The organism is Cutibacterium granulosum, from assembly GCF_900186975.1.
Classification (GTDB): Bacteria; Actinomycetota; Actinomycetes; order Propionibacteriales; family Propionibacteriaceae; genus Cutibacterium; species Cutibacterium granulosum.
Genome location: NZ_LT906441.1, coordinates 580,670 through 600,352, shown reverse-complemented (window position 1 = coordinate 600,352; position 19,683 = coordinate 580,670). Strand labels below are relative to the sequence as shown.

General features: G+C 64.7%; 10 protein-coding genes. 6 read left to right on the top strand and 4 right to left on the bottom strand.

Annotation, left to right across the window (positions count from 1 at the left end):
* Positions 1-21: 21 nt before the first annotated feature.
* The 6 genes from arsA to CKV91_RS02475 all read left to right on the top strand — a co-directional run bounded on the left by arsA (position 22) and on the right by CKV91_RS02475 (position 9,943).
* Positions 22-1,785, top strand: a complete 1,764-nt coding sequence (gene arsA / locus CKV91_RS02505) for an arsenical pump-driving ATPase (protein WP_021103733.1) — start codon at positions 22-24, stop codon at positions 1,783-1,785.
* 525 nt (positions 1,786-2,310) lie between these two features.
* On the top strand, positions 2,311-3,984 hold the full coding sequence (kdpA, locus tag CKV91_RS02495) for a potassium-transporting ATPase subunit KdpA (protein WP_065860766.1): 1,674 nt from the start codon (positions 2,311-2,313) through the stop codon (positions 3,982-3,984).
* Positions 3,984-6,149 (top strand): potassium-transporting ATPase subunit KdpB, encoded by a 2,166-nt coding sequence (gene kdpB, locus CKV91_RS02490; protein WP_021105337.1) that lies wholly within the window; start codon positions 3,984-3,986, stop codon positions 6,147-6,149. The genes kdpA and kdpB overlap by 1 nt, the downstream gene beginning before the upstream one ends.
* An 11-nt stretch (positions 6,150-6,160) precedes the next feature.
* Positions 6,161-6,769: a potassium-transporting ATPase subunit KdpC gene (gene kdpC, locus CKV91_RS02485; protein ID WP_036957214.1), complete on the top strand. Its 609-nt coding sequence runs from the start codon at positions 6,161-6,163 to the stop codon at positions 6,767-6,769.
* A gap of 25 nt (positions 6,770-6,794) precedes the next feature.
* Entirely contained in the window at positions 6,795-9,263 is a 2,469-nt protein-coding gene (locus tag CKV91_RS02480) for an ATP-binding protein (RefSeq protein ID WP_197691377.1), read from the top strand.
* A complete protein-coding gene (locus CKV91_RS02475; protein WP_021103727.1) occupies positions 9,263-9,943 on the top strand; it encodes a response regulator in 681 nt (226 codons plus the stop codon). Before CKV91_RS02480 ends, CKV91_RS02475 begins: the two co-directional genes overlap by 1 nt.
* Here CKV91_RS02475 and CKV91_RS02470 read toward each other — a convergent pair.
* From CKV91_RS02470 to CKV91_RS02455, 4 genes are read right to left on the bottom strand one after another with little or no spacing between them, the layout of a single operon-like run.
* On the bottom strand, positions 9,919-10,941 hold the full coding sequence (locus tag CKV91_RS02470) for a class C sortase (protein ID WP_197691357.1): 1,023 nt from the start codon (positions 10,939-10,941) through the stop codon (positions 9,919-9,921). The two genes, CKV91_RS02475 and CKV91_RS02470, sit on opposite strands and share 25 nt — an antisense overlap.
* Before the next feature lie 10 nt (positions 10,942-10,951).
* The gene (locus tag CKV91_RS02465; RefSeq protein ID WP_065860768.1) at positions 10,952-17,524 is read right to left on the bottom strand and encodes a DUF5979 domain-containing protein; all 6,573 of its coding nucleotides are present in this window, start codon (positions 17,522-17,524) and stop codon (positions 10,952-10,954) included.
* Positions 17,521-18,732, bottom strand: coding sequence for an isopeptide-forming domain-containing protein (locus tag CKV91_RS02460; RefSeq protein WP_065860769.1), 1,212 nt, complete (start codon positions 18,730-18,732; stop codon positions 17,521-17,523). The genes CKV91_RS02465 and CKV91_RS02460 overlap by 4 nt, the downstream gene beginning before the upstream one ends.
* Positions 18,729-19,667, bottom strand: a complete 939-nt coding sequence (locus tag CKV91_RS02455; protein ID WP_065860770.1) for a class C sortase — start codon at positions 19,665-19,667, stop codon at positions 18,729-18,731. The genes CKV91_RS02460 and CKV91_RS02455 overlap by 4 nt, the downstream gene beginning before the upstream one ends.
* Between the last annotated feature and the right edge of the window lie 16 nt (positions 19,668-19,683).

Here is a 19,683-nt window from a genome sequence, read left to right as displayed (position 1 = left end):
CGATGTCCACGGGAGATTGTGATGATGAAATTCCTTGCTGAGGCCCCACGGCACTTCTTCTTCACTGGCAAGGGCGGTGTGGGCAAGACAAGCATCGCGTGTGCCACAGCTGTCCACTTGGCCCGACAGGGCAAGCGAGTTCTGCTGGTCAGCACCGATCCGGCAAGCAATGTCGCCCAGGTCTTCGGGGCAACGATCGGCAACCGAGTCACCCCCATCGAACAGGTGCCGGGACTGGCCACCTTGGAAATCAACCCCGATGAGGCGGCAGAGGAATACCGAAACAAGATCCTCGACCCAGTCCGCGCCATTTTACCGGCCAAGGAGATCAAGGAGATCACCGAACAGCTGTCTGGCTCGTGCACCACCGAGATTGCATCGTTCAACGAGTTCACTGACCTCCTGGCCAATCCTGAGACGACTCGCGACTACGACCACATCATCTTCGACACCGCACCAACAGGCCACACCATTCGTCTGCTGCAGCTGCCAGGTAGTTGGACCAGTTATCTCGATGCTGGCAAAGGTGATGTCTCATGCCTGGGGCCGATGAGCGGACTGGAGAAGAACCGCGCCACCTATCGGGCCGCAATCCAGACCCTGACCGACACGGCGCAGACACGACTGGTCCTGGTCGCCCGAGCCCAGCAGTCGACGCTCAGCGAAGTGGCCCGTACCCTGGACGAGTTGGCTGAGCTGGACATACACGCCACCAACCTGGTGGTCAATGGCCAGTTGCCATCCGCTGCTGCAACCGATGACTTCTCGCGCACCATCCATGCCCGCGAGCAGGCTGCCGTCAATGGCATGTCACCGACGCTGGCTGCGCTTCCGCGAGACACGATCGAGCTCAAGGCGACCAACATGATTGGCCCGGAAGCCCTCACGACGTTGTTCAACCAAGGAGCCGAGACTCCGACTGACGATGCCGCTGCGAGTCCGACTGACACCCCCGATGCAATTCCACCCCGACTCACCTGCCTGGTCGACGAACTCGCCCAGAAGGACCACGGCCTGGTCATGGCGATGGGCAAGGGTGGAGTCGGCAAGACCACTGTCGCTGCGGCGATTGCCATCGCACTGGTGCAGCGCGGCAAGAAGGTCCTGCTCACCACCACCGATCCCGCCGCCCACTTGACGACAACGCTCGGCAGCGATGTCCCCGGACTCGAAGTCAGCGCCATCGATCCCGCACAGGCCACCCAGGAGTACCGAGACCGTGTCATGGCTTCCAAGGGCACGAAGCTCAGCGATGCCGGACGCGCTGCCCTTGCCGAGGACCTGATGAGTCCCTGCACCGAGGAGATCGCCGTCTTCCAGCAGTTCAGCCGCACTGTGGACAAGGCACACGACCAGTTCGTCGTCATGGACACTGCCCCCACCGGACACACTCTGCTGCTCATGGACGCCACCGGTGCCTATCATCGCGACATCACCCGGCACCTCGATGAGACGCAGCATGGGCACGTCACGACTCCTCTCACCCAGCTGCAGGACCCAGACCACACCAAGATCGTGGTCGTCACCCTTCCGGAGACCACGCCGGTCACCGAGGCACGAGCTCTCACCGCGGATCTCGAACGCGCCAACATTCGACCTTGGGCGTGGGTGATGAACAACTCTCTCGCCGCTGCCAGTCCCACCAGCCCGCTACTTGCCGTTCGAGCCCACTCGGAGCAACAACAGTTGGAGCTCGTTTCGACCATCGCCACGCGCTGGGCGGTGATCCCCGCCCAGACCGACGAGCCCGTTGGAGCTGAGCAGCTTTCCGCGCTCTGCAGCTGATCAATCCCCTACCGCGGTCTGCCGGCGGAGCCACACAGATGGACGGCAGACCGCTCTCCACCATGGAGTCGGCCCGCCGGGCACGGGCGAGGTGGTTCAGTTTCGATGATGGACAGCGACGTCGGTGACCCGTGAGCGGAGTGTGAGTCGACACCGCTGACACCAGAACCACTTCCCCGGTGAGAAATGGCGCCACAGGCCGAACGAAGCAGATCAGAGGGGTCGCAGTCACCCGTATGGATTCCGTGTGCAAGGACGACACCGGGCCGGGTCGAGGAGTTGCATCGGGACGGGTACCAGCCTGGTGTCCCCCGGCACAGCCGGTTGTCCGAACGGAGTCCCACGTGCTTGACATCGCCTACGTACTTGGCGCCATCGCGCTGTTCGTCCTGTGTGATCTCGCCGTGAAGGGGGCGAAGTCCCTGTCATGAGCCTCATCGACGTCATGAATGCCATTGCCACAGCTCTGGGGATCGTCGCAGTCCTCTTCCTGCTGCACGCCCTCATCCATCCGGAGAAATTCTGATGAACTGGATCTGCCTTCTCATGACGACCGTTGTCATGGCCGTCATGTTGGGCCTGGCGCACAAGCCGCTGGGTGACTACATCGCCACCACCCTGGAAAGTGACCGGGACACCAAGGTGGAGAGCTGGATGCACCGCATCATCGGTGTGGACTCCAGCAAGGAACAGAGCTGGTCTGCCTATGCCCGTTCCGTGCTGGCGTTCAGCCTCATGGGTGCGCTCCTCCTCTACCTGCTGCAACGCATTCAGCAGTGGCTGCCCTTCTCCCTGGGCAACGGCCCGGTCGCCCCGCAGGTGGCCTTCACCACGGCCATCTCCTTCGTCACCAACACCAACTGGCAGGCCTACTCGCCCGAGATCACCTTGGGCTACACCGTGCAGTTCGCCGGACTCGTGGTGCAGAACCTCGTCTCGGCCGCCACCGGTATCGCCGTTGCCGTGGCCCTGGTACGTGGGTTGGCTCGTCGTCACTGCACCACCATCGGCAACTTCTGGGTGGACCTGGTGCGCATCACCGGACGCGTCCTGCTGCCGGGCGCCGCCATCGGCGCCATCGTGCTCATGGCCGGTGGTGTCGTGCAGAACCTCGAGGGATTCAGGACGGTCACCACCCTGGCCGGACACGTCCAGACCATCCCCGGTGGCCCGGTGGCCTCCCAGGAGGCCATCAAGGAGCTCGGCACCAACGGGGGTGGCTTCTACAACGCCAACTCCTCCCACCCCTTCGAGAACCCCCAGGCCTGGACGAGCTTCTTCGAGACCTTCCTCATCCTCGTCATCCCCTTCTCGTTGCCGCGCACCTTCGGCACGATGGTTGGCGACAGACGTCAGGGCATGGCGATCCTCAAGGCCATGGCCACCCTGTTCCTCCTCACCCTGGCTGCCACGGCCGCCTTCGAGTTCACCGGTTCGGGCACCGCGTCGCGACTGGCCGGATCGGCCATGGAGGGCAAGGAGCAGCGGTTCGGTCTGGTGCAGTCGGTGTTCTTCGCCAGCACGACGACCAACACCTCCACCGGCGCCGTCAACTCGATGCACGACTCCTACACCGCCCTGGGTGGCATGGTGCCGCTGCTCACCATGATGCTCGGCGAGGTGAGTCCCGGCGGCGTGGGCACCGGACTGTACGGAATGCTCGTCATCGCCGTCATCGCTGTGTTCATCGCCGGCCTGTTGGTCGGGCGCACCCCGGAGTACCTCGGCAAGAAGATCGGCCCGGCGCAGATGAAGATCGCCTCGCTGTACATACTCGTCATGCCGGTGCTCGTCATCGGCGGAGTGGCACTGAGTCTCACGATCCCCGGGGCGCGCAACTCGGTGCTGGACTCCTCGATCTCCAACCCCGGCACGCACGGGCTCACCGAGCTCATCTACGCCTTCACCTCGGGGGCCAACAACAACGGTTCGGCCTTCGCCGGGCTCATCGCCGACACTCCCTGGATGGCCTCGGCCATCGGCGTCGTCATGGCTCTCGGACGTTTCATCCCGATCATCCTGGTCCTGGCCCTGGCCGGCTCCCTGGCCCGGCAGGGCAGGGCTCCCGCCACCGCCGGAACCCTGCCCACCCACTCCAACCTCTTCGTCGGCCTGGTCGTGTTCACCGCGGTCCTGGTCACCGCCCTCGTCTTCTTCCCGGTCCTGTCCCTCGGACCGCTCGCGGAAGGACTCCTGTGATGTCAACTGTCGATGTGACGAGTTCGCCCGAACGGAACGGGGAGGGCGAAATCTCGAAAAGGTCCGCCACCGGCGCCTGGAACGCTGCTCAGTTGTGCCGGGCCCTGCCCGGCGCGCTGTACAAGCTCAATCCTCGTGACCAGTTCCACAACCCGGTCATGGCCCTGGTGTGGGTCGGTGCCGTCCTCACGACGATCCTGGCGATCATCGAGATCGTCATGGGAGACCCGCAGACCTCCAGTGGGACACCGGTCCCCGGCTCCTTCGTGTGGATCGTCGCCGGATGGCTGTGGTTGACGGTGATCTTCGCCAATCTTGCCGAATCGGTGGCCGAGGGGCGTGGCAAGGCCCAGGCCGAGACCCTGCGCCGGACCCGCACCACCACCGTCGCACGTCGCGTCGTCAACTACGATGCAAGCAATGACCCGGCTGCCCTCGAAGCCGCGACGACGGAGGTCTCCTCCGCCGATCTCACCCTGTCAGACGTCGTCGTGGTCGTCGCCGGTCAGACGATCCCCGGTGACGGAGATGTCATCGCCGGTATCGCCTCGGTCGACGAGTCGGCCATCACCGGTGAATCAGCCCCGGTGGTGCGCGAGTCCGGTGGCGACCGTTCAGCCGTCACTGGCGGCACCCGGGTGCTGTCCGACCGCATCGTCGTGCGCATCACCTCCAGGCCCGGCCAGACCTTCGTCGACCGCATGATCTCCCTGGTGGAGGGTTCGGCACGTCAGAAGACCCCCAACGAGATCGCCCTCAACATCCTGTTGGCGAGTCTGTCGATCGTCTTCGTCATCGTCGCCCTCGCCCTCAACCCGATCGCCTCCTACGACGCCGGGCCGGTGGGCACCCCGATGCTCGTCTCCCTGCTGATCTGCCTCATCCCGACGACGATCGGCGCCCTGCTGTCGGCCATCGGCATCGCGGGCATGGATCGTCTGGTGCAGCACAACGTGCTGGCGATGTCCGGACGTGCCGTGGAGGCCGCCGGTGACGTCACCACCCTGCTGCTCGACAAGACCGGCACCATCACCCACGGCAACCGTCGAGCCAGCGAATTCGTCACCATGCCCGGGGTCGACGCCGCCGAACTGCGCGACGCCGCAGCCCAGTCCTCCTTGGCCGACCCGACCCCGGAGGGCACCTCCATCGTCGCCCTGGCCCGAAAACAAGGATTCGCCGACGGTGAGGTGGGCGGGGCCGTCGTGCCCTTCACCGCCCAGACCCGCATGTCTGGTCTGGACCTTCCCGACGGCACGAACATCCGCAAGGGTGCTGCCTCGGCGGTGCTCGCCTGGCTGGAGGAGGTCAACGGCGAGCCATTGGACACCAATGCGTCCACCGAGCTGGACACTCGCGTGCAGGCCGTCTCCAACAGCGGCGGAACCCCTCTGGTGGTCGCCGTGCGTCGACCCGGCGGACGTGGTGGGGCCCTCGGCATCGTCCACCTCAAGGACATCGTCAAGGAAGGCCTCACCGAGCGCTTCGAGGAGCTGCGTCGAATGGGCATCCGCACCGTCATGGTCACCGGTGACAATGCCCTGACCGCCGCTGCCATCGCCAAGGAGGCCGGCGTCGACGACTTCATCGCCGAGGCGACCCCCGAGGACAAGCTCGCCTACATCAAGGCCGAGCAGGAGGGTGGACGGTTGGTCGCCATGACCGGCGACGGCACCAATGACGCCCCCGCCCTGGCACAGGCCGACGTCGGCGTCGCCATGAACACCGGCACCTCGGCAGCCAAGGAGGCCGGCAACATGGTCGACCTCGACTCCGATCCGACCAAGCTCATCGACATCGTCGCCATCGGAAAACAGGTGCTCATCACCCGCGGCGCATTGACGACCTTCTCGATCGCCAACGACATCGCCAAGTACTTCGCCATCATCCCGGCCATGTTCATGGGTATCCATCCGGGATTGTCCAAGCTCAATGTCATGGGTCTGCACTCGTCCTCCTCGGCGGTGCTGTCGGCGGTGATCTTCAACGCGCTCGTCATCATTGCCCTGGTGCCCTTGGCCCTCAAGGGGGTCAGGTACCGTGCCGTGTCCGCCGCCCAGGCGTTGCGGCGAAATCTCACCATCTACGGTGTCGGCGGCATCATCGTCCCGTTCGTCGGCATCTGGCTCATCGATCTGTTGGTCCGGCTCATCCCCGGATTCTGAGGTGGCAGGAGATCACCGTGAACACCACATTGCGCAATCTGTGGGTCGGCCTCAAGGCCATCCTGGTACTCACCCTCGTCGTCGGTGTGCTCCACACATTCGTCATGACGGGTCTGGGACAGCTGGTCTTCCACGACAAGGCCAACGGCTCGATGCTGGAGTCGGGCGGACGAGTCGTCGGTTCCTCACTCATCGGGCAGAATTTCACCGATGACAGGGGCAGGCCACTGCCCCAGTACTTCCAGTCCCGTCCCTCGGCAGCCGGTGACGACGGTTACGACGGTGGTGCCTCCGGGGCGTCCAACATGGGCCCCGAACACCCCGAACTCGTCAGGGCGGTGCGCGAGCGCAGGGCTCGAGTGGCGTCCTTCAACGGGGTCGCCGAGTCCAAGGTTCCCGCCGACGCCCTGACGGCCTCCAGCTCCGGCCTGGATCCCCACATCAGTGTGGCCTACGCCGACATCCAGATCGATCGGGTCGCCCATGCTCGCCACATGGATTCCGATGATGTGCGTACGCTTGTCAACGATCACACCAGCGAGCGCCAGTTCGGCTTCCTGGGTGAGCCGAGGGTCAATGTGCTCGAACTCAACGCGGCCCTCGATCTACGAAAGGGCTGACATGGGCAATCGTGGGCGACTCCGGGTGTTGCTCGGGGCCGCCCCCGGGGTCGGCAAGACCTGTGCCATGCTCGAGGAGGGCAAGAGGCTGCAGGACAATGGCGTGGACGTCGTCATCGGACTGTTGGAGACCCACGGGCGCACCATGACCGCCCGGATGGCCGAGGGCCTGCCTCAGGTACCGCGTCGGCAGGTGGACCACCGCGGTGTCGAGCTCGACGAGATGGACGTCCGGGCCCTCCTGAAGCGTCACCCCGAGGTGGCTCTGGTCGACGAGCTGGCCCACACCGACGCCCCGGGCTCCGATCACCCCAAACGCTGGCAGGACGTCGAGGATCTGCTCGATGCCGGGATCGACGTCATCTCGACGGTGAACGTCCAGCACATCGAGTCGCTCAACGACGTCGTCGAACAGATCACCGGAATCGTCCAACATGAGACGATCCCCGACACCGTACTGCGCCACGCCGATCAGGTGGAGGTCGTGGATCTCGCACCCCAGGCCCTGCGTGATCGGCTCTCGTCGGGTGACGTCTACCCCTCGGAGCGGATCAACGCTGCCCTGTCGAACTACTTTCGGCTGGGCAATCTCACCGCCCTGCGCGAGCTGGCGCTGTTGTGGATGGCCGACGACGTCGACCAAGCCCTCAGACTGTACCGTGAGGAGCACGGTATCGAGGGGCGCTGGGAGGCCAGGGAACGAGTCGTCGTCGCGCTCACCGGCGGGCCGGAGGGCGAGACGCTGCTGCGCCGCGGTGCACGCATCGCCGCCAGGTCCTCGGGCGGGGAACTCATCGCCGTCTTCGTCTCCAGTGAGGACGGGCTGCGCGCTCCCCGTCCCACCGAGCTCATCCGGCAGCGTCAACTCGTCACTACTCTCGGCGGAACCTTCCACCAACTGGTTGGCAACGACATTCCGGCCACCCTCATCGACTTCGCGCACTCGGTCAACGCGACCCAGCTGGTCATCGGCGCCACCCGGCGCGGCTGGCTCACCAAGATGCTGTCCGGGCCGGGAATCGGCAGCGTCATCATCCGCGAGTCCGGTGACATCGACGTCCACATCGTCAACCATGCCGCTGCCGCCAGGTTCACACTGCCCAACCTCTCGGCGGGAGCGGTGTCGGTGCGCCGACGCGTCGTCGGATTCGCGACCTTGGCAACGACCGGCCCGGTGCTCACGTGGGGGCTGACCGCAGCCCGCGGTCCCGAGATGCTCGCCGTCGTCGTGCTGTCCTACGTACTGCTCACGGTGGTCATCGCCATCATCGGCGGCTTCTGGCCTGCGGTGACGGCCGCTCTGGCGTCCGGCCTGGCCTTGGACTTCTTCTTCATCAACCCACGGCTCACCGTGTCGGTGGGCCAGATCCAGCACCTGGTGTCGTTGCTGCTCTACATCGTCACCGCCGTGGGGGTGTCGATGGTGGTGGACCGGGCCGCCCGACGGGCCCGGGTGGCCCGACGGGCCTCGGCGGAGTCAGAGCTGCTGCAGACCATCGCCAAGTCGATGTTGCAGGGCCAGGACGCCATCTCTGCGGTACTGGAACGCAGCCGCGCCACCCTGGGACTGGACGGGATGAGTCTGGTCGTTGCCGACGAGGTCGTCGAGGAGTGCGGTGTCATGACCGACGTCCCCACCACCGTGCCGGTGGGGGACCACGGAGTCCTGAACCTGTACGGTCACCTGGACGCCCCGGCCCTGCGGCTCATGTCGGCCATCGCCAACCAGGTCGAGAACGTCCTGGAACACCGTGACCTGGAGGCCACCGCTCGCGAGCTCGAGCCACTCACGGCCACCGACAAGGTGCGTACTGCCCTGCTCACCGCGGCTGGTCACGACCTGCGTCGTCCACTGGCCGCAGCCTCGGCAGCAGTGGGCGGGTTGCGCCACCAGGGCGCACAGTTGAGTGCTGCGGACCGTGCGAAACTGCTGCAAACCGCCGACGAGGCCCTGGGCACGTTGTCGGTGCTGGTGCGTGACCTGCTCGACGTGTCACGTCTGCAGTCGGGTGTGCTCGCCGTCATGACGACGGCTGTGGACACTGCTGACGTCGTGCTGGCCTGCCTGGATGAGCTGCACGTGGGCCCTGGAGAGGTGGAACTCGACCTGGACCAGACGGTTCCGGAGGCCTGCGCCGACCCGGTGCTGCTGCAACGGGCCGTGGTCAACGTGCTGTCCAACGCCATGCGCTACGAGCCCGATCGCCGCCGAGTGCGGGTGACGACCTCATGCTTCGCCAACCGGGTCGAGATCCGGATCGTCGATCATGGTCGCGGGGTGGCCCCGGAGCGCCGCGAGGAGATCTTCGTACCCTTCCAGCGCCTGGGCGACACCGACACGACGACCGGTCTGGGACTGGGGCTGGCCCTGTCCAAGGGATTCATCGAGGGAATGGGCGGCACACTTGAGCCCGAGTCCACCCCCGGTGGTGGGCTCACGATGGTGATCTCGCTACACGACGCCCAAAGCGCCGACATCGATGAGGAGGAGTGATGAGAATCCTCATCGCTGACGACGACCCGCAGATCCTACGGGCACTGCGCATCACCTTGGCCGCTCGCGGCTACGAGGTGCTGCTGGCCCGTGACGGCGCCGAGGCCCTGAGCGTCGCCGTCGACCGTCACCCCGACCTCTACCTGCTGGACCTGGGCATGCCCAGGTTGGACGGCATCAAGGTCATCGAGGCGATACGCGGCTGGTCCCAGGCCCCAATCCTCGTCGTGTCGGGTCGCAGCGGGTCCAACGACATCGTCGCGGCCCTGGACGCTGGTGCCGACGACTACGTCACCAAGCCATTCGCCATTGACGAGCTGCTCGCCCGGATTCGTGCCCTGGGCCGACGCGTTCCCCAACCCGAGGATCCCGGACTGGTCGTGGGATTCGGTGACGTCACCGTCGATCTGACTGCCCACAGTGTGCTGCGTGACGGCAGACCGGTGCGACTCACACCCACCGAGTGGAAGGTGCTGGAGTTGCTGGTGCGCAACGAGGGACGTCTGGTGACTCGTCAGACCATGCTCACCCAGGTGTGGGGGTCCGAGCACGTCACCGACACCGGGTACCTGCGGCTCTACCTCTCCCAGCTGCGCAAGAAGCTCGAGCCGGATCCTCGAAACCCGCGCCACCTGCTCACCGAGTCCGGCATGGGCTACCGGTTCGTGTCGGGAGGCTGAGACCTGTCCACCCGCTGCTCCTTCCTCCTGCGTCTGCACCGGGAGATGAGCAGATAACACACGATGGCTGCGATGAGCAGCATGTCGAGGATCATCCACCAACTGAGCGACAGGTGCCAGCTGCTCGGGGGTGCGGCAGCCGTGCCCGGCACCCGAACCGCCTCGACGAGCAGCCGATCGGTGTTGAGACCGTAGGGAGTGCAGGTGACCAGGACGAGCTTGTCGACACCATGCTCGTAGGTGATCGCCCTGTAGTCGTGGGGTCCGACGACACGCTTGCCGCGCACCCGGTAGCGCAGGGTCTGGTCGGCCACCGTGACGTAGACGTCGTCACCCTTGCCCAAGGCGGGTAACCGGTCGAACATGGAGGCGTTGACCATGCCGGTGTGCGCTGAGATGACCGACGTCGTCCCCGCCCCGCCGACAGGCAGGTCGGATCCGAACATGTGCCCGGCACCGCGATGGAGCACGTCGGAGCGCGTCGTGTGGTACACCGGCAGGTCGATGTCCACCGAGGGGACGGTGACACGCCCCAGCGCCCCCTCGGAGCCGGACACATTGAGGACCCTCATGTAGTCGTCGAACCCCGGCGTGGCGGGTTCGGGAGGCAGGGCGTGATGCCCGGCACGGGCCAGCTTCCGGTTGTAGGCATGGGCCTGACGCAGCAGTTTGGCGTTCTGCTCCGAGGTGAGCCCCTTGGCAGCCAGCCGGGAGTACTGTTCGGCAACTTGGTGGACGTGGTAGTCGTTCCACAGGGTCAACGGCACCGGCAGCAGCAGGATGAGCAGACCGATGACGATCCACAACAGGGATCGCCACCGGCGTGTTGAACCACGCCGGGGCGATTCCGGACGTGGTGGCTCCTGGGGAGGCAGTCCCCCTCGGTGCTCCCTCACCGAGGCGGAACCAGCCTGGCTTGCCCCGACCTGGACGGAACCGCGTTGGACCGATCCGTTCTGGCCCGACCCATCTCGGGCAGAGTCACCGTGACTGCTCACCGAGCACGGCTCACTGATCGCGACGGTGCTGCCACAGGCCGATACCCAGGATCACCAGACCAAGCAGCAGAACCAGCAGGAGGGTCTGCATGCCCGTGGTGGGCAACAGGCTGGCGACCGGCCGGATCGCCCCGTACGTATTGGACGTGGCAGTGATCTCACCGACCGACGAGGCCGTGGTGGCCACCGTGGCACTCACCGTCACGGCACCGGCGGGGACCTTCAACCATGCCGGTGGTTTCGGCTCCCCCAGCTCCACGGTGATGGTGCACGACGTCTTGTCACCAGCCTTCACGGTGGCCTGGTCGAGGTTGCAGGCTCCGGCCGGGATGGTGCCGTCGGCGTCGACCGTCTGACTCGACTGGGCACCACCACCATCCTGCGAGCGGACCTGCCTGCCCGCCAGTGACGGATCCTTGAGGGTGAACTTCGTGAGGTCGAACCCTCCGTTGTCGTCGATGGTGTAGGTGACGTCCATGGTCGTCGCGTCGGGGTCCAGCATGGCGGTGTCCACGGGGCCGTTGAGGGTGGAGGTGGTCGCCGCTCCGGCAATCCTCTTGGTCACCTGCATGGAGGGGTAGGTGTCCAGCACGGTGATCCTCCAGCCATCGCCGCTGGTCGACAGGTCAGCGGGATCATTGACGGGGTTGACGAGGAAATTCACACTGTGCGTCCCAGCACGAACCACTGTTCCGTCACTCTTGCGCACGGCGCTGGTGTTCGTCACACCGGGGTCGTCTCCGATGTACTTGCCCTTGTCCGAGACGCTCAGCCAGGGTTCGACGCTGGCGATTCCACCGTCGGTCTCGGTGACCTCACACGACGTTCCCACCGGCACCGATTTGAACTGCAGTTCATCGCCGGGGTTGATGGTCTGGGTCAACTTGTCATCGGGGAAACAGGGGCTGGTGAAGGTCATCCTGGCGTTCTGGGCGATACCGCCGGACACCATCTTGATGAGGGAGGGTGTGGCGGAGGCATGGAGGTGCACGGCCTCGGCACCCACCGTCATCGCCACATCCTTGCCAGTGGGCACACTGATGTCGGCGGGCAGGTCGATCGAGTACGTGTACGACTTCTGCTCAGCCGTCACTTGATCGACGGGGGTCCTCACCGGGTCGTCCTTCGGATTGCTCGCAGCTGCCACACCATTGCCGTCCCACTGACCGAACACCACGAACGGGGTACGGCTGCCCTGGGTGACCTCCAAGTCACCGCGCGCGGCCAAGGCCTTGCTGCCGGCAAGGGACACATCACACGAGCTGTCGGCCGGCAAGGCGATGGTACGGGCCCTCGTGGGAGCCGAGTCACTGGCTACCGAGGTCGAGGAGTCGGCCTGGTCACGGGTGAAGGTTTCCACCCGATGAGTCGTGGCGGTGTCGTGGCAGGAGACGTCGACCTGGTAGCCCTCGGGATCCTCACGGGCCCAAGAGCTGGCCTGCATCATGGCGAGGCGCACCGGGATCATGCGTCGGGTGTAGGTGTTGACGAAGTCCCACGAGGAGCGCACCGGAATCTTATCGGCGGTGGCCCCGGTGTCAGCGGCGGAGCTGGGGGCCTCACCGGTGACGACGAGTGGTCCGGAGTGGACTGCATTGACCTGCATCGACTGCGGTGTACCGGTGACGTTCTTCTCGGTCATGGTGCACGTCGCCCCAGCCGGCACATTGACCTTGTCGGAACTATAGCTACGGCTGATGTTGTCCTGACCGGTGTTGGGGTTCTTGCCCTCGGCGTGAGGACTGGCGCCCTTGATCTGGTCCCACGTCACCTCATGCGGCAAGGTGGGGCCACCACCGAGCAGATCACCGCCACCGGTTGAGGTCTGCAGACCCACTGCGCGGCAGGAGACGTCGAATTCGAAGGTGGGCTTGGACGTGTTGAGTTTGTCGAACCCGTAGCTGGTCGTCACGACCTTCTTCGTGAGCTGCACCGGGCTGGTGACATACCGGTAGTTGTTGTAGATGTCGATGGCGTTTCCGCTGGCAACCGTCTGGAACGTGTCCGACGTCGTCGTGCCACCCGCCTTGGCCACGACGTCCTCGGATTCCACCTTGGCCGTACTGTCGTTGCGGCCATCAGCGACCCACTTGATCTGCTTGGGCTTGAGGTAGGCCTTGAGCTGATCCGTTTGCTGGGGATTGTCGGGCCTGGGGGCCTGCAGGGACAGCCCCAGTTCACCGAAATGGTCACCGACGATGGAGCAGTCCGTGCCGGAGGGCACGTCGGGGAAGGTATAGGTGCCGGCACCGGTGATCTGACCGTGGAAGGTGCCCAGCACAACGTCTTCCCTGCCGTCCGAGCCAGTGACCTTGGGATCCAGACAGGTCATGGTGAACGAGTGGGTGTAGTACGGGATCTTCTGATCGAGATCCGGACGCAGGGCGTTGGCCTCGTCGTAGGCCTTCTGGATGCTGCCGGGCAGCTCGGCGTGCTTGGAAAGCTTGACCGGAGCAAGATTACGTCGATAGGTGTTGGTGACACTCACCGGTACCCCATCGGCAGCGTTTGTCGGGCGGACGAAGAAAGTACGCTGAGCCCCCTCGGCGGAGTCGCTCTTGGCCTTGTCCACGGCAATTGACGTGGCGAGCGAGATACCAGTGGAGGTACTGGACGCCCCCTCGGCCACCATACAGCTCGACCCGACCGGAACCGCCCCGGAGACTAGGGTGGGAGCCTTCTCGACATTCGTCGGGTTGGTCTCGGTGCCGGTGTAGTCACTCATCGGCTGACTGAAACCGTCCAAGGGCTGACCGTCGGGTGTGGTGCAGTTCACCGTCATCGGGAAGGCACGGTTGTGTTTGATGGCCTTGCGCTGCGGCGAGATGTAGGTCTCGTCGGATCCGTCCTTGGCAGCGGCAAAGGCAACATCCTTGTCCAAGGTGAGCTGGGTGTTGACGAAACCATACTCGGTGTCGATGGTGAGTGAGGACTGGATGCCGACGGTGAAATCGGCCTCGATGGGGTTCTTGCTGCCGTCGGACTTCTGGACGAGGTCGGAACCGCCGGCCAGTTGCATCGTACTGGTGCGGGTGACGGGGAAGGTACCCCCGCCCTTGAGCTGGGACGTGCGCTGGTAGGTCTCCGCACCGGTCCCGGACCGATCCTCGGCCAGATGACACGTACTGCCCTTGGGGATCTGCTGACCGGTGAAGGTCTTCGTGTCCGACGCCGTCGCCCCAGTCGTTCCAGCACCCAAGGTGAAGGAGGCGTCCGAACCGAGATCGATGGGCTCACCGGCACTCGTGGTGCACGAGAGGGTGTAGCTGACGTTCTGGGCAAGTTTGGAGTCGGTACCGACTGCTGCGCGGCTGATGGTCAGGCCCTTGGAGACACTGGTGAAGGTGTCGGTCACCGTGACTGCAGCCTGCCGGTTCGCGTCCGTGGTGGCCTTGCCCATGGTGATGTTCTGCTGATTGGCATCGCTGGAGAACCTGATGTCCGTGGACAGGCCATCGGGACGGGTCTGGAAGAACTGGCAGGTCTGGCCGTAGGGCACACCCATGACGCCGTTCTGGTCGTTGACCAAGGCATCGTCGTTCACATTGCCGGTGTTGGCCTTGAGTACGGCGCTGCCGCCGGAGGCCACGGTGACAGCACCGGTGAGGGGCACCGATCGATAGGTCCTACCGTCGGAGCCCACCACGGTGCGGCTGCCGCAGTCGAACTTCACGGTGAGGTCACCGGGGATGTCGGTGCGTCCATCCGGGTTGACGACGGCACCGGTGAGACGCACGGTGCCGAGTACCGGTGCATAACCGTTGGTGATGAGCACACGGTTCTGATTGGTCTCCGCGGTGGTCTGCACCGTCATGATGGGCTTGGTCCTGGCCTCATCGTTGGACAGTACCGTGGTCGCATCGTTGGCATCGGCGAAGCTGAGCTGGGTACCCGTCGCCTTGACGATGTCGAGGGTGGACGGGGATATCGCGACACCATCCTGGTAAATCGTGCACGTGGCACCCACCGGAACGTTCTTGATGGGGGCGGTGAATTCGGTGATGCCGTCGGTCGACTGGGTTTTTGGCACGGTGAGTTCGCCGTGGAGTGTGTTGGCGTCATCGGCACCATACCGGCAGGTGTAGTTCACCGAGAAGGAGCGGATGCCTGCCTCGGCGGCCGTACGGCCGGGGCCGTCGACCTGGTCCACGATGGTGACATTGCGACGAACGTAGTCGTAGCTGGTGCGCAGGTGCATCTTGGCGCTGGACTCGGCTTCGCTGGGGGAGTAGTCGGGCAACTTCACCTTGTACGAGCCCTTGTAGGTGCTGGAGTCCGGCTCGGGGGCGATGGGTTTGCCCCCGTTGACCGTGACGTCACGGCCCTCGAACTCGAACTTGGTTCCCTCGTCATTGCTCAGGCCGGTGAGGGGATGCAGGTAGCAGTCCACGGCCACCGGAACCTTGATGTCGGTCGCGGGGCTGGAGTACCCGTTGCCCTGCTCGGAGATCGTGAGGCTGAATTTCTTGTCGTAGTTGGCAGCCGGGCAGGTGAGGTCGAAGTCGTACTTGCGCGAGGACGCGCTGCCGAACAGCGCGGCGATGGCCCCGTCACCCTGGGAGCTCACGAGCTCCTTGTCGACGTGCAGGGTACCCATGCGCTGGGTGTAGGTGTTGACGGCCGTCGTAGAACCGGAGGTCTGGCCGGTGACGAGCTTCTGCAGGGTGACGACGCGGGTGCGGGTGGCATGGGTGCCGTTGCCGTCGGTGACGGTGACGTCGGTGTCGGGCGTCTTGCCGTCGGTACCCTGACCCGTCCACGTCTGGGTGAGGTCGAGGCCGGAGGGGGCGGGCGGAGTCTTGATGTCGGTGAACGTCTCGGAGAGAGTGCACGACGCCCCGGCTGGCAGGTTGTCGCGGGTCACCTTGTCACCGGAGAGCAGTTTCACCTCACCGCTGAGGGTGACGCCGTTGGCGCCACTGGCGGTGGTGACGTCGGGGTAGGCGTCCACGAAGTCGGCCTTGCGAAACGGGGAGTCGGCGTCCGTGCCATCACCACAGTCGTAGTGAATCTGGTAGGTGCGCCCCTGCACGGAGTCAAACTGGGCGGCGTCGCCCTTGACCGTCTTGGACAGGTTGAGCTTGGCGCGATCGTACTTGCTCACCCAGTTCACCTGGCAGTCGACTGGCTGATTGTCCCGGTTGATGTTGTTCATGACGGTGAGCTCGCTGAACGCCCCCTTGTTGTTCAGCTTGAAGTCTGGATTGTCCGATCCGTCATTGATGGTCCAGACCTCTCCGTCACCAACGGTGCACTTCCATTCCGGTTTGTATCGCAGGAGCGCCTTGTCAGCCTGTGCACCTGCAGCAGTCGAGGTGAAGATGAGGTCGCCCTTGGGAGCGAGGAAGGTATCGTCGGAGTTCTCTCGGGCCACGGCGGCACCGGAACCATCTTCGGGCAGGTCAATGGAATTACCTTCGGACGTCCTGGCCGACAGACCGAAAGTGGTCTTCTGACCAGTGACAGCCTCCTCGTAGGAGGTGTCCGGTTGACTCGTTTTGCCAGAGACGCGGCTGAAGTTGATCGCCAAGCCAATGCCCTCCTGAGCACCTGTCCATGAAGACAGCTCAAGCTGTTGGGGAGCCTTGGTCGTGGCAACGAACATCTTCCCGGAACCCACGGATACGCACACAAAATCGCGCTTCTTGCGGTTGGCCCCTGAGCTGGTCATGACCGATCTGCCCCACTCCCAGCTGGGGCCCGACCCTTCGAGCCTCAGCCCGTTTTCGACGTTGGAGTTGCCTTCCGAACACCTCGCGCCATTGGGCAGCATTCCGTACTTGATGTTATTTCCGTAGGTGTCATCGAGATTGTCGACGGACTGTCCCTCGCCACCGGTCGTGGACTCGGTATCCGCCATCGTCAAAGTGTAGTTGATCACCGGGGAATTGTCGGTGGTGTCCGTGAGCCTGATATTGGTGAGGTGCAACCGCACCAACTGCTGGTTACCAGTGCCGGAATGCTTGTTCGTGTCAGAGAAGATCACCGGTCGACTGCTGTCGCCGAGGTGTGCACCAAACATGTTCCAGCCGAATGCCGAGCCGCTCCAGGTTCCAATGTCGCTGCGGAAGTTTCCGGTGTTCGTGTTGTGGGGAAAGACCTCAATCGTCTGTTCCGAGTCGGTCCACTTCCCGGATTTGTATTCCTTAATGAGAGGACGCGTGAGGTCGAAGCTCAACCTATACCTCCCAAGAGATCGCTCGACATGGACCGGGGTGGTCGACGTGGCCTTGTTGAAGTCGACACCCGTCCAGTCGATCCAGCACAGGGAGTTGGCGTAGATCTGTGGGGCGGGATTGCCGGTCACGGGGTTGCCACTGCCGTTGCGGCCTTCCGGGGTGCGGAACTGGCATCCCTTCCAGTCCCACTTGCTGGCAGGGCCACTCCCTTCTGTGGTGGCATCCCCGGTGGAATTCGCAGCCGGAACGGTGAGGTCACCGGCCTTGGGCACGGGGGCAGCCTCGGCGGATGTGGTCGTCTGGGACACGACAGCCTGGCCGAACTGGACCGTCATGACAGCCAGCAGCAGCGCGAGGCAGAAGGACAGGATGTTCCCGATCCCAGTACGAATTCGTCCAGTCACTGGCTTTCCTCCTTGTCACGCTGGCGACGCCGTACCACGACGAGGACGGCGATGACCGCCACGATGACGGTGCCGATCCCCCCTGCTGCACCCAGCGCACCGGTGGACGGCAGGCCAGGCCCGACCAAGCCTGGACTGTTGGTGCCAGGCCGATCCGGGGCTGGTGGAGCCACGGAGCTCGATGGTGTGGCGTGTGCAGCCACCAGCACGCTCGTCTGCGCCGTCGACGCCGCGGTGTCGGTGATTCTGCCGAGGTCGATGGGTGGTTGCCAGCCGTCGGGGAACAACCCCACCGACATCGTCAACCTTCTGCCCTCAACGCTCTGGCAGCTGGCTGTGGCCACCACCTCGGCCTCCACCCGAACCCGCGGGTTGCCGGATCGGGTCCGGGCGAGCCTGGCCAGCCCGGACTCGGTGAGGTCGATGACCACCGCGTGCGACCTCTCATCGACGCGCGATGTCCAGTCCCTGCCCCGGGCGAGCGCGACGGTGGATGCACCGGTGTCGATCCACACCCGGCGCACCTGGCGATCCGTCAGGGCCGGATCCATCGTCGTCACCATGACGTAGCGATACAGCTTGTCGTGCACGTCGGGCTCGGGTGCGGTTCCGGTGAGTCGGAGGTGCACCTGGTCACAGGGGGCCACTGTCGACGGGGTGGCTGCGATCTGCACCGAGATCGGCTGGTCCTTGAGGGCCACCTCCACGGTGTGGGAACGCTTCTGATCCGGATGATACTGGGGATTGGGCAGGGCCACGAGGAACGGGGTCGCCACCGAGTAGGCCACGTTGCCCACTCGGGACGGACGTTCCCGAACCAGGTACACACCGTTGGGCAACCCGTCGACACGAGCCCGACCGTCAGAGTCGGTGACCGCCCGGTGATCCGGGCCCATACGATGTCTCGACGCCGGGGTGAGGACTGCCGGCTGCTCGTTGACCAGCTGACGCAGTTCATCGGCAGAAGCGAGGTTGACGTCGAGAACCTGATTGACCTGCAGAACGATGCCTTCCAGCGACTCACCGGGGGCCTCGCCCTCACCGGCGCGCTTGACGAACACCAGTGTGTTGCTCCCGGCGCCGGAGGCGGCACTGGCAGTCATCGGCGTACCGGCCCCGGCGACGGTGAGCAGTACGGCCACCAGCGCAGCCACCAAGCGCCTCACCAGGGGAGGCTGGGCCTCATGACGTCGTGAATCCATCGTCATGCCTTCCTCGGATCGTCTCGGTCTGCTATGACGCCCGAGCCGTTGGTGTGCGGCTCCGCGTCGTGAGTCGTGTCCGCGCCCCGGCGCGGAGCGGGACCATCGTTGTCTTCGTCCTTGTCGTGACGTCGTCTCGACACCAACCAGCAGATGAGGTAGACGAGGACGAGGAGGACGACGATGAGCACGGCGATCATCCACGGTTGCCACGGGCTGTGGTAGCGCTGCGGTGGCTCGGGCGGCGGGGGTGTCGTCTGAACTCCCCGCACCAGGAGTCGGTGAGAGTTGATGCCGTATGGGGTGCACGTCACCAAGGTTGCGTAGTCGCGACCCTTCACCGGGCGGATGGCGTCCAGATCGGTCGGTTCCACGACGCGGACCCGATCCACCCTGTATGCCAAGGTCTCACCCATGACGTCGACGTAGAAGATGTCTCCCACCTGCACATGCGTGAGGTTGTCGAACATCGTCAACGTCGCCAGGCCGGTGTGGCCCGTGAGCACGCTGTGCGTCCCCACTCCCCCGACCGGCAGTGCCGTACCGTACAAGTGGCCAACACCGGTGGCCAGAACTCGTTGTGAGGTGCCGTGATACACCGGCAGGTCGATTCCCACCGACGGCACCCGCACCCGAGCCATGGCCTGATCGAGGTTGAGCTGTGACATGTAGTCGCGGTAGTGGGCAGATCCGGTGTCGGGGGGCTCTCCCCACGGATCCCGGATCGTCCCGTTCTGCAACTGTCTGTTGTACTGCCGGGCACGTCGCAGCTGTTCGGCTCTGGTGGAGCTGCCCAGCTGGGCGACGTGTTGGGAGTAGTTTTCGGCGATCCTGGCCTGTTCGTTGTTCTTGATCTGGGTGAGGACCACTGGGGCCAGGAGCACCGCCATGCCGAGGAGCAGGTAGACGATGGAACGCCATCGCCGCTTGCCACGCGCCACAGCGGTGCCTCCTCAG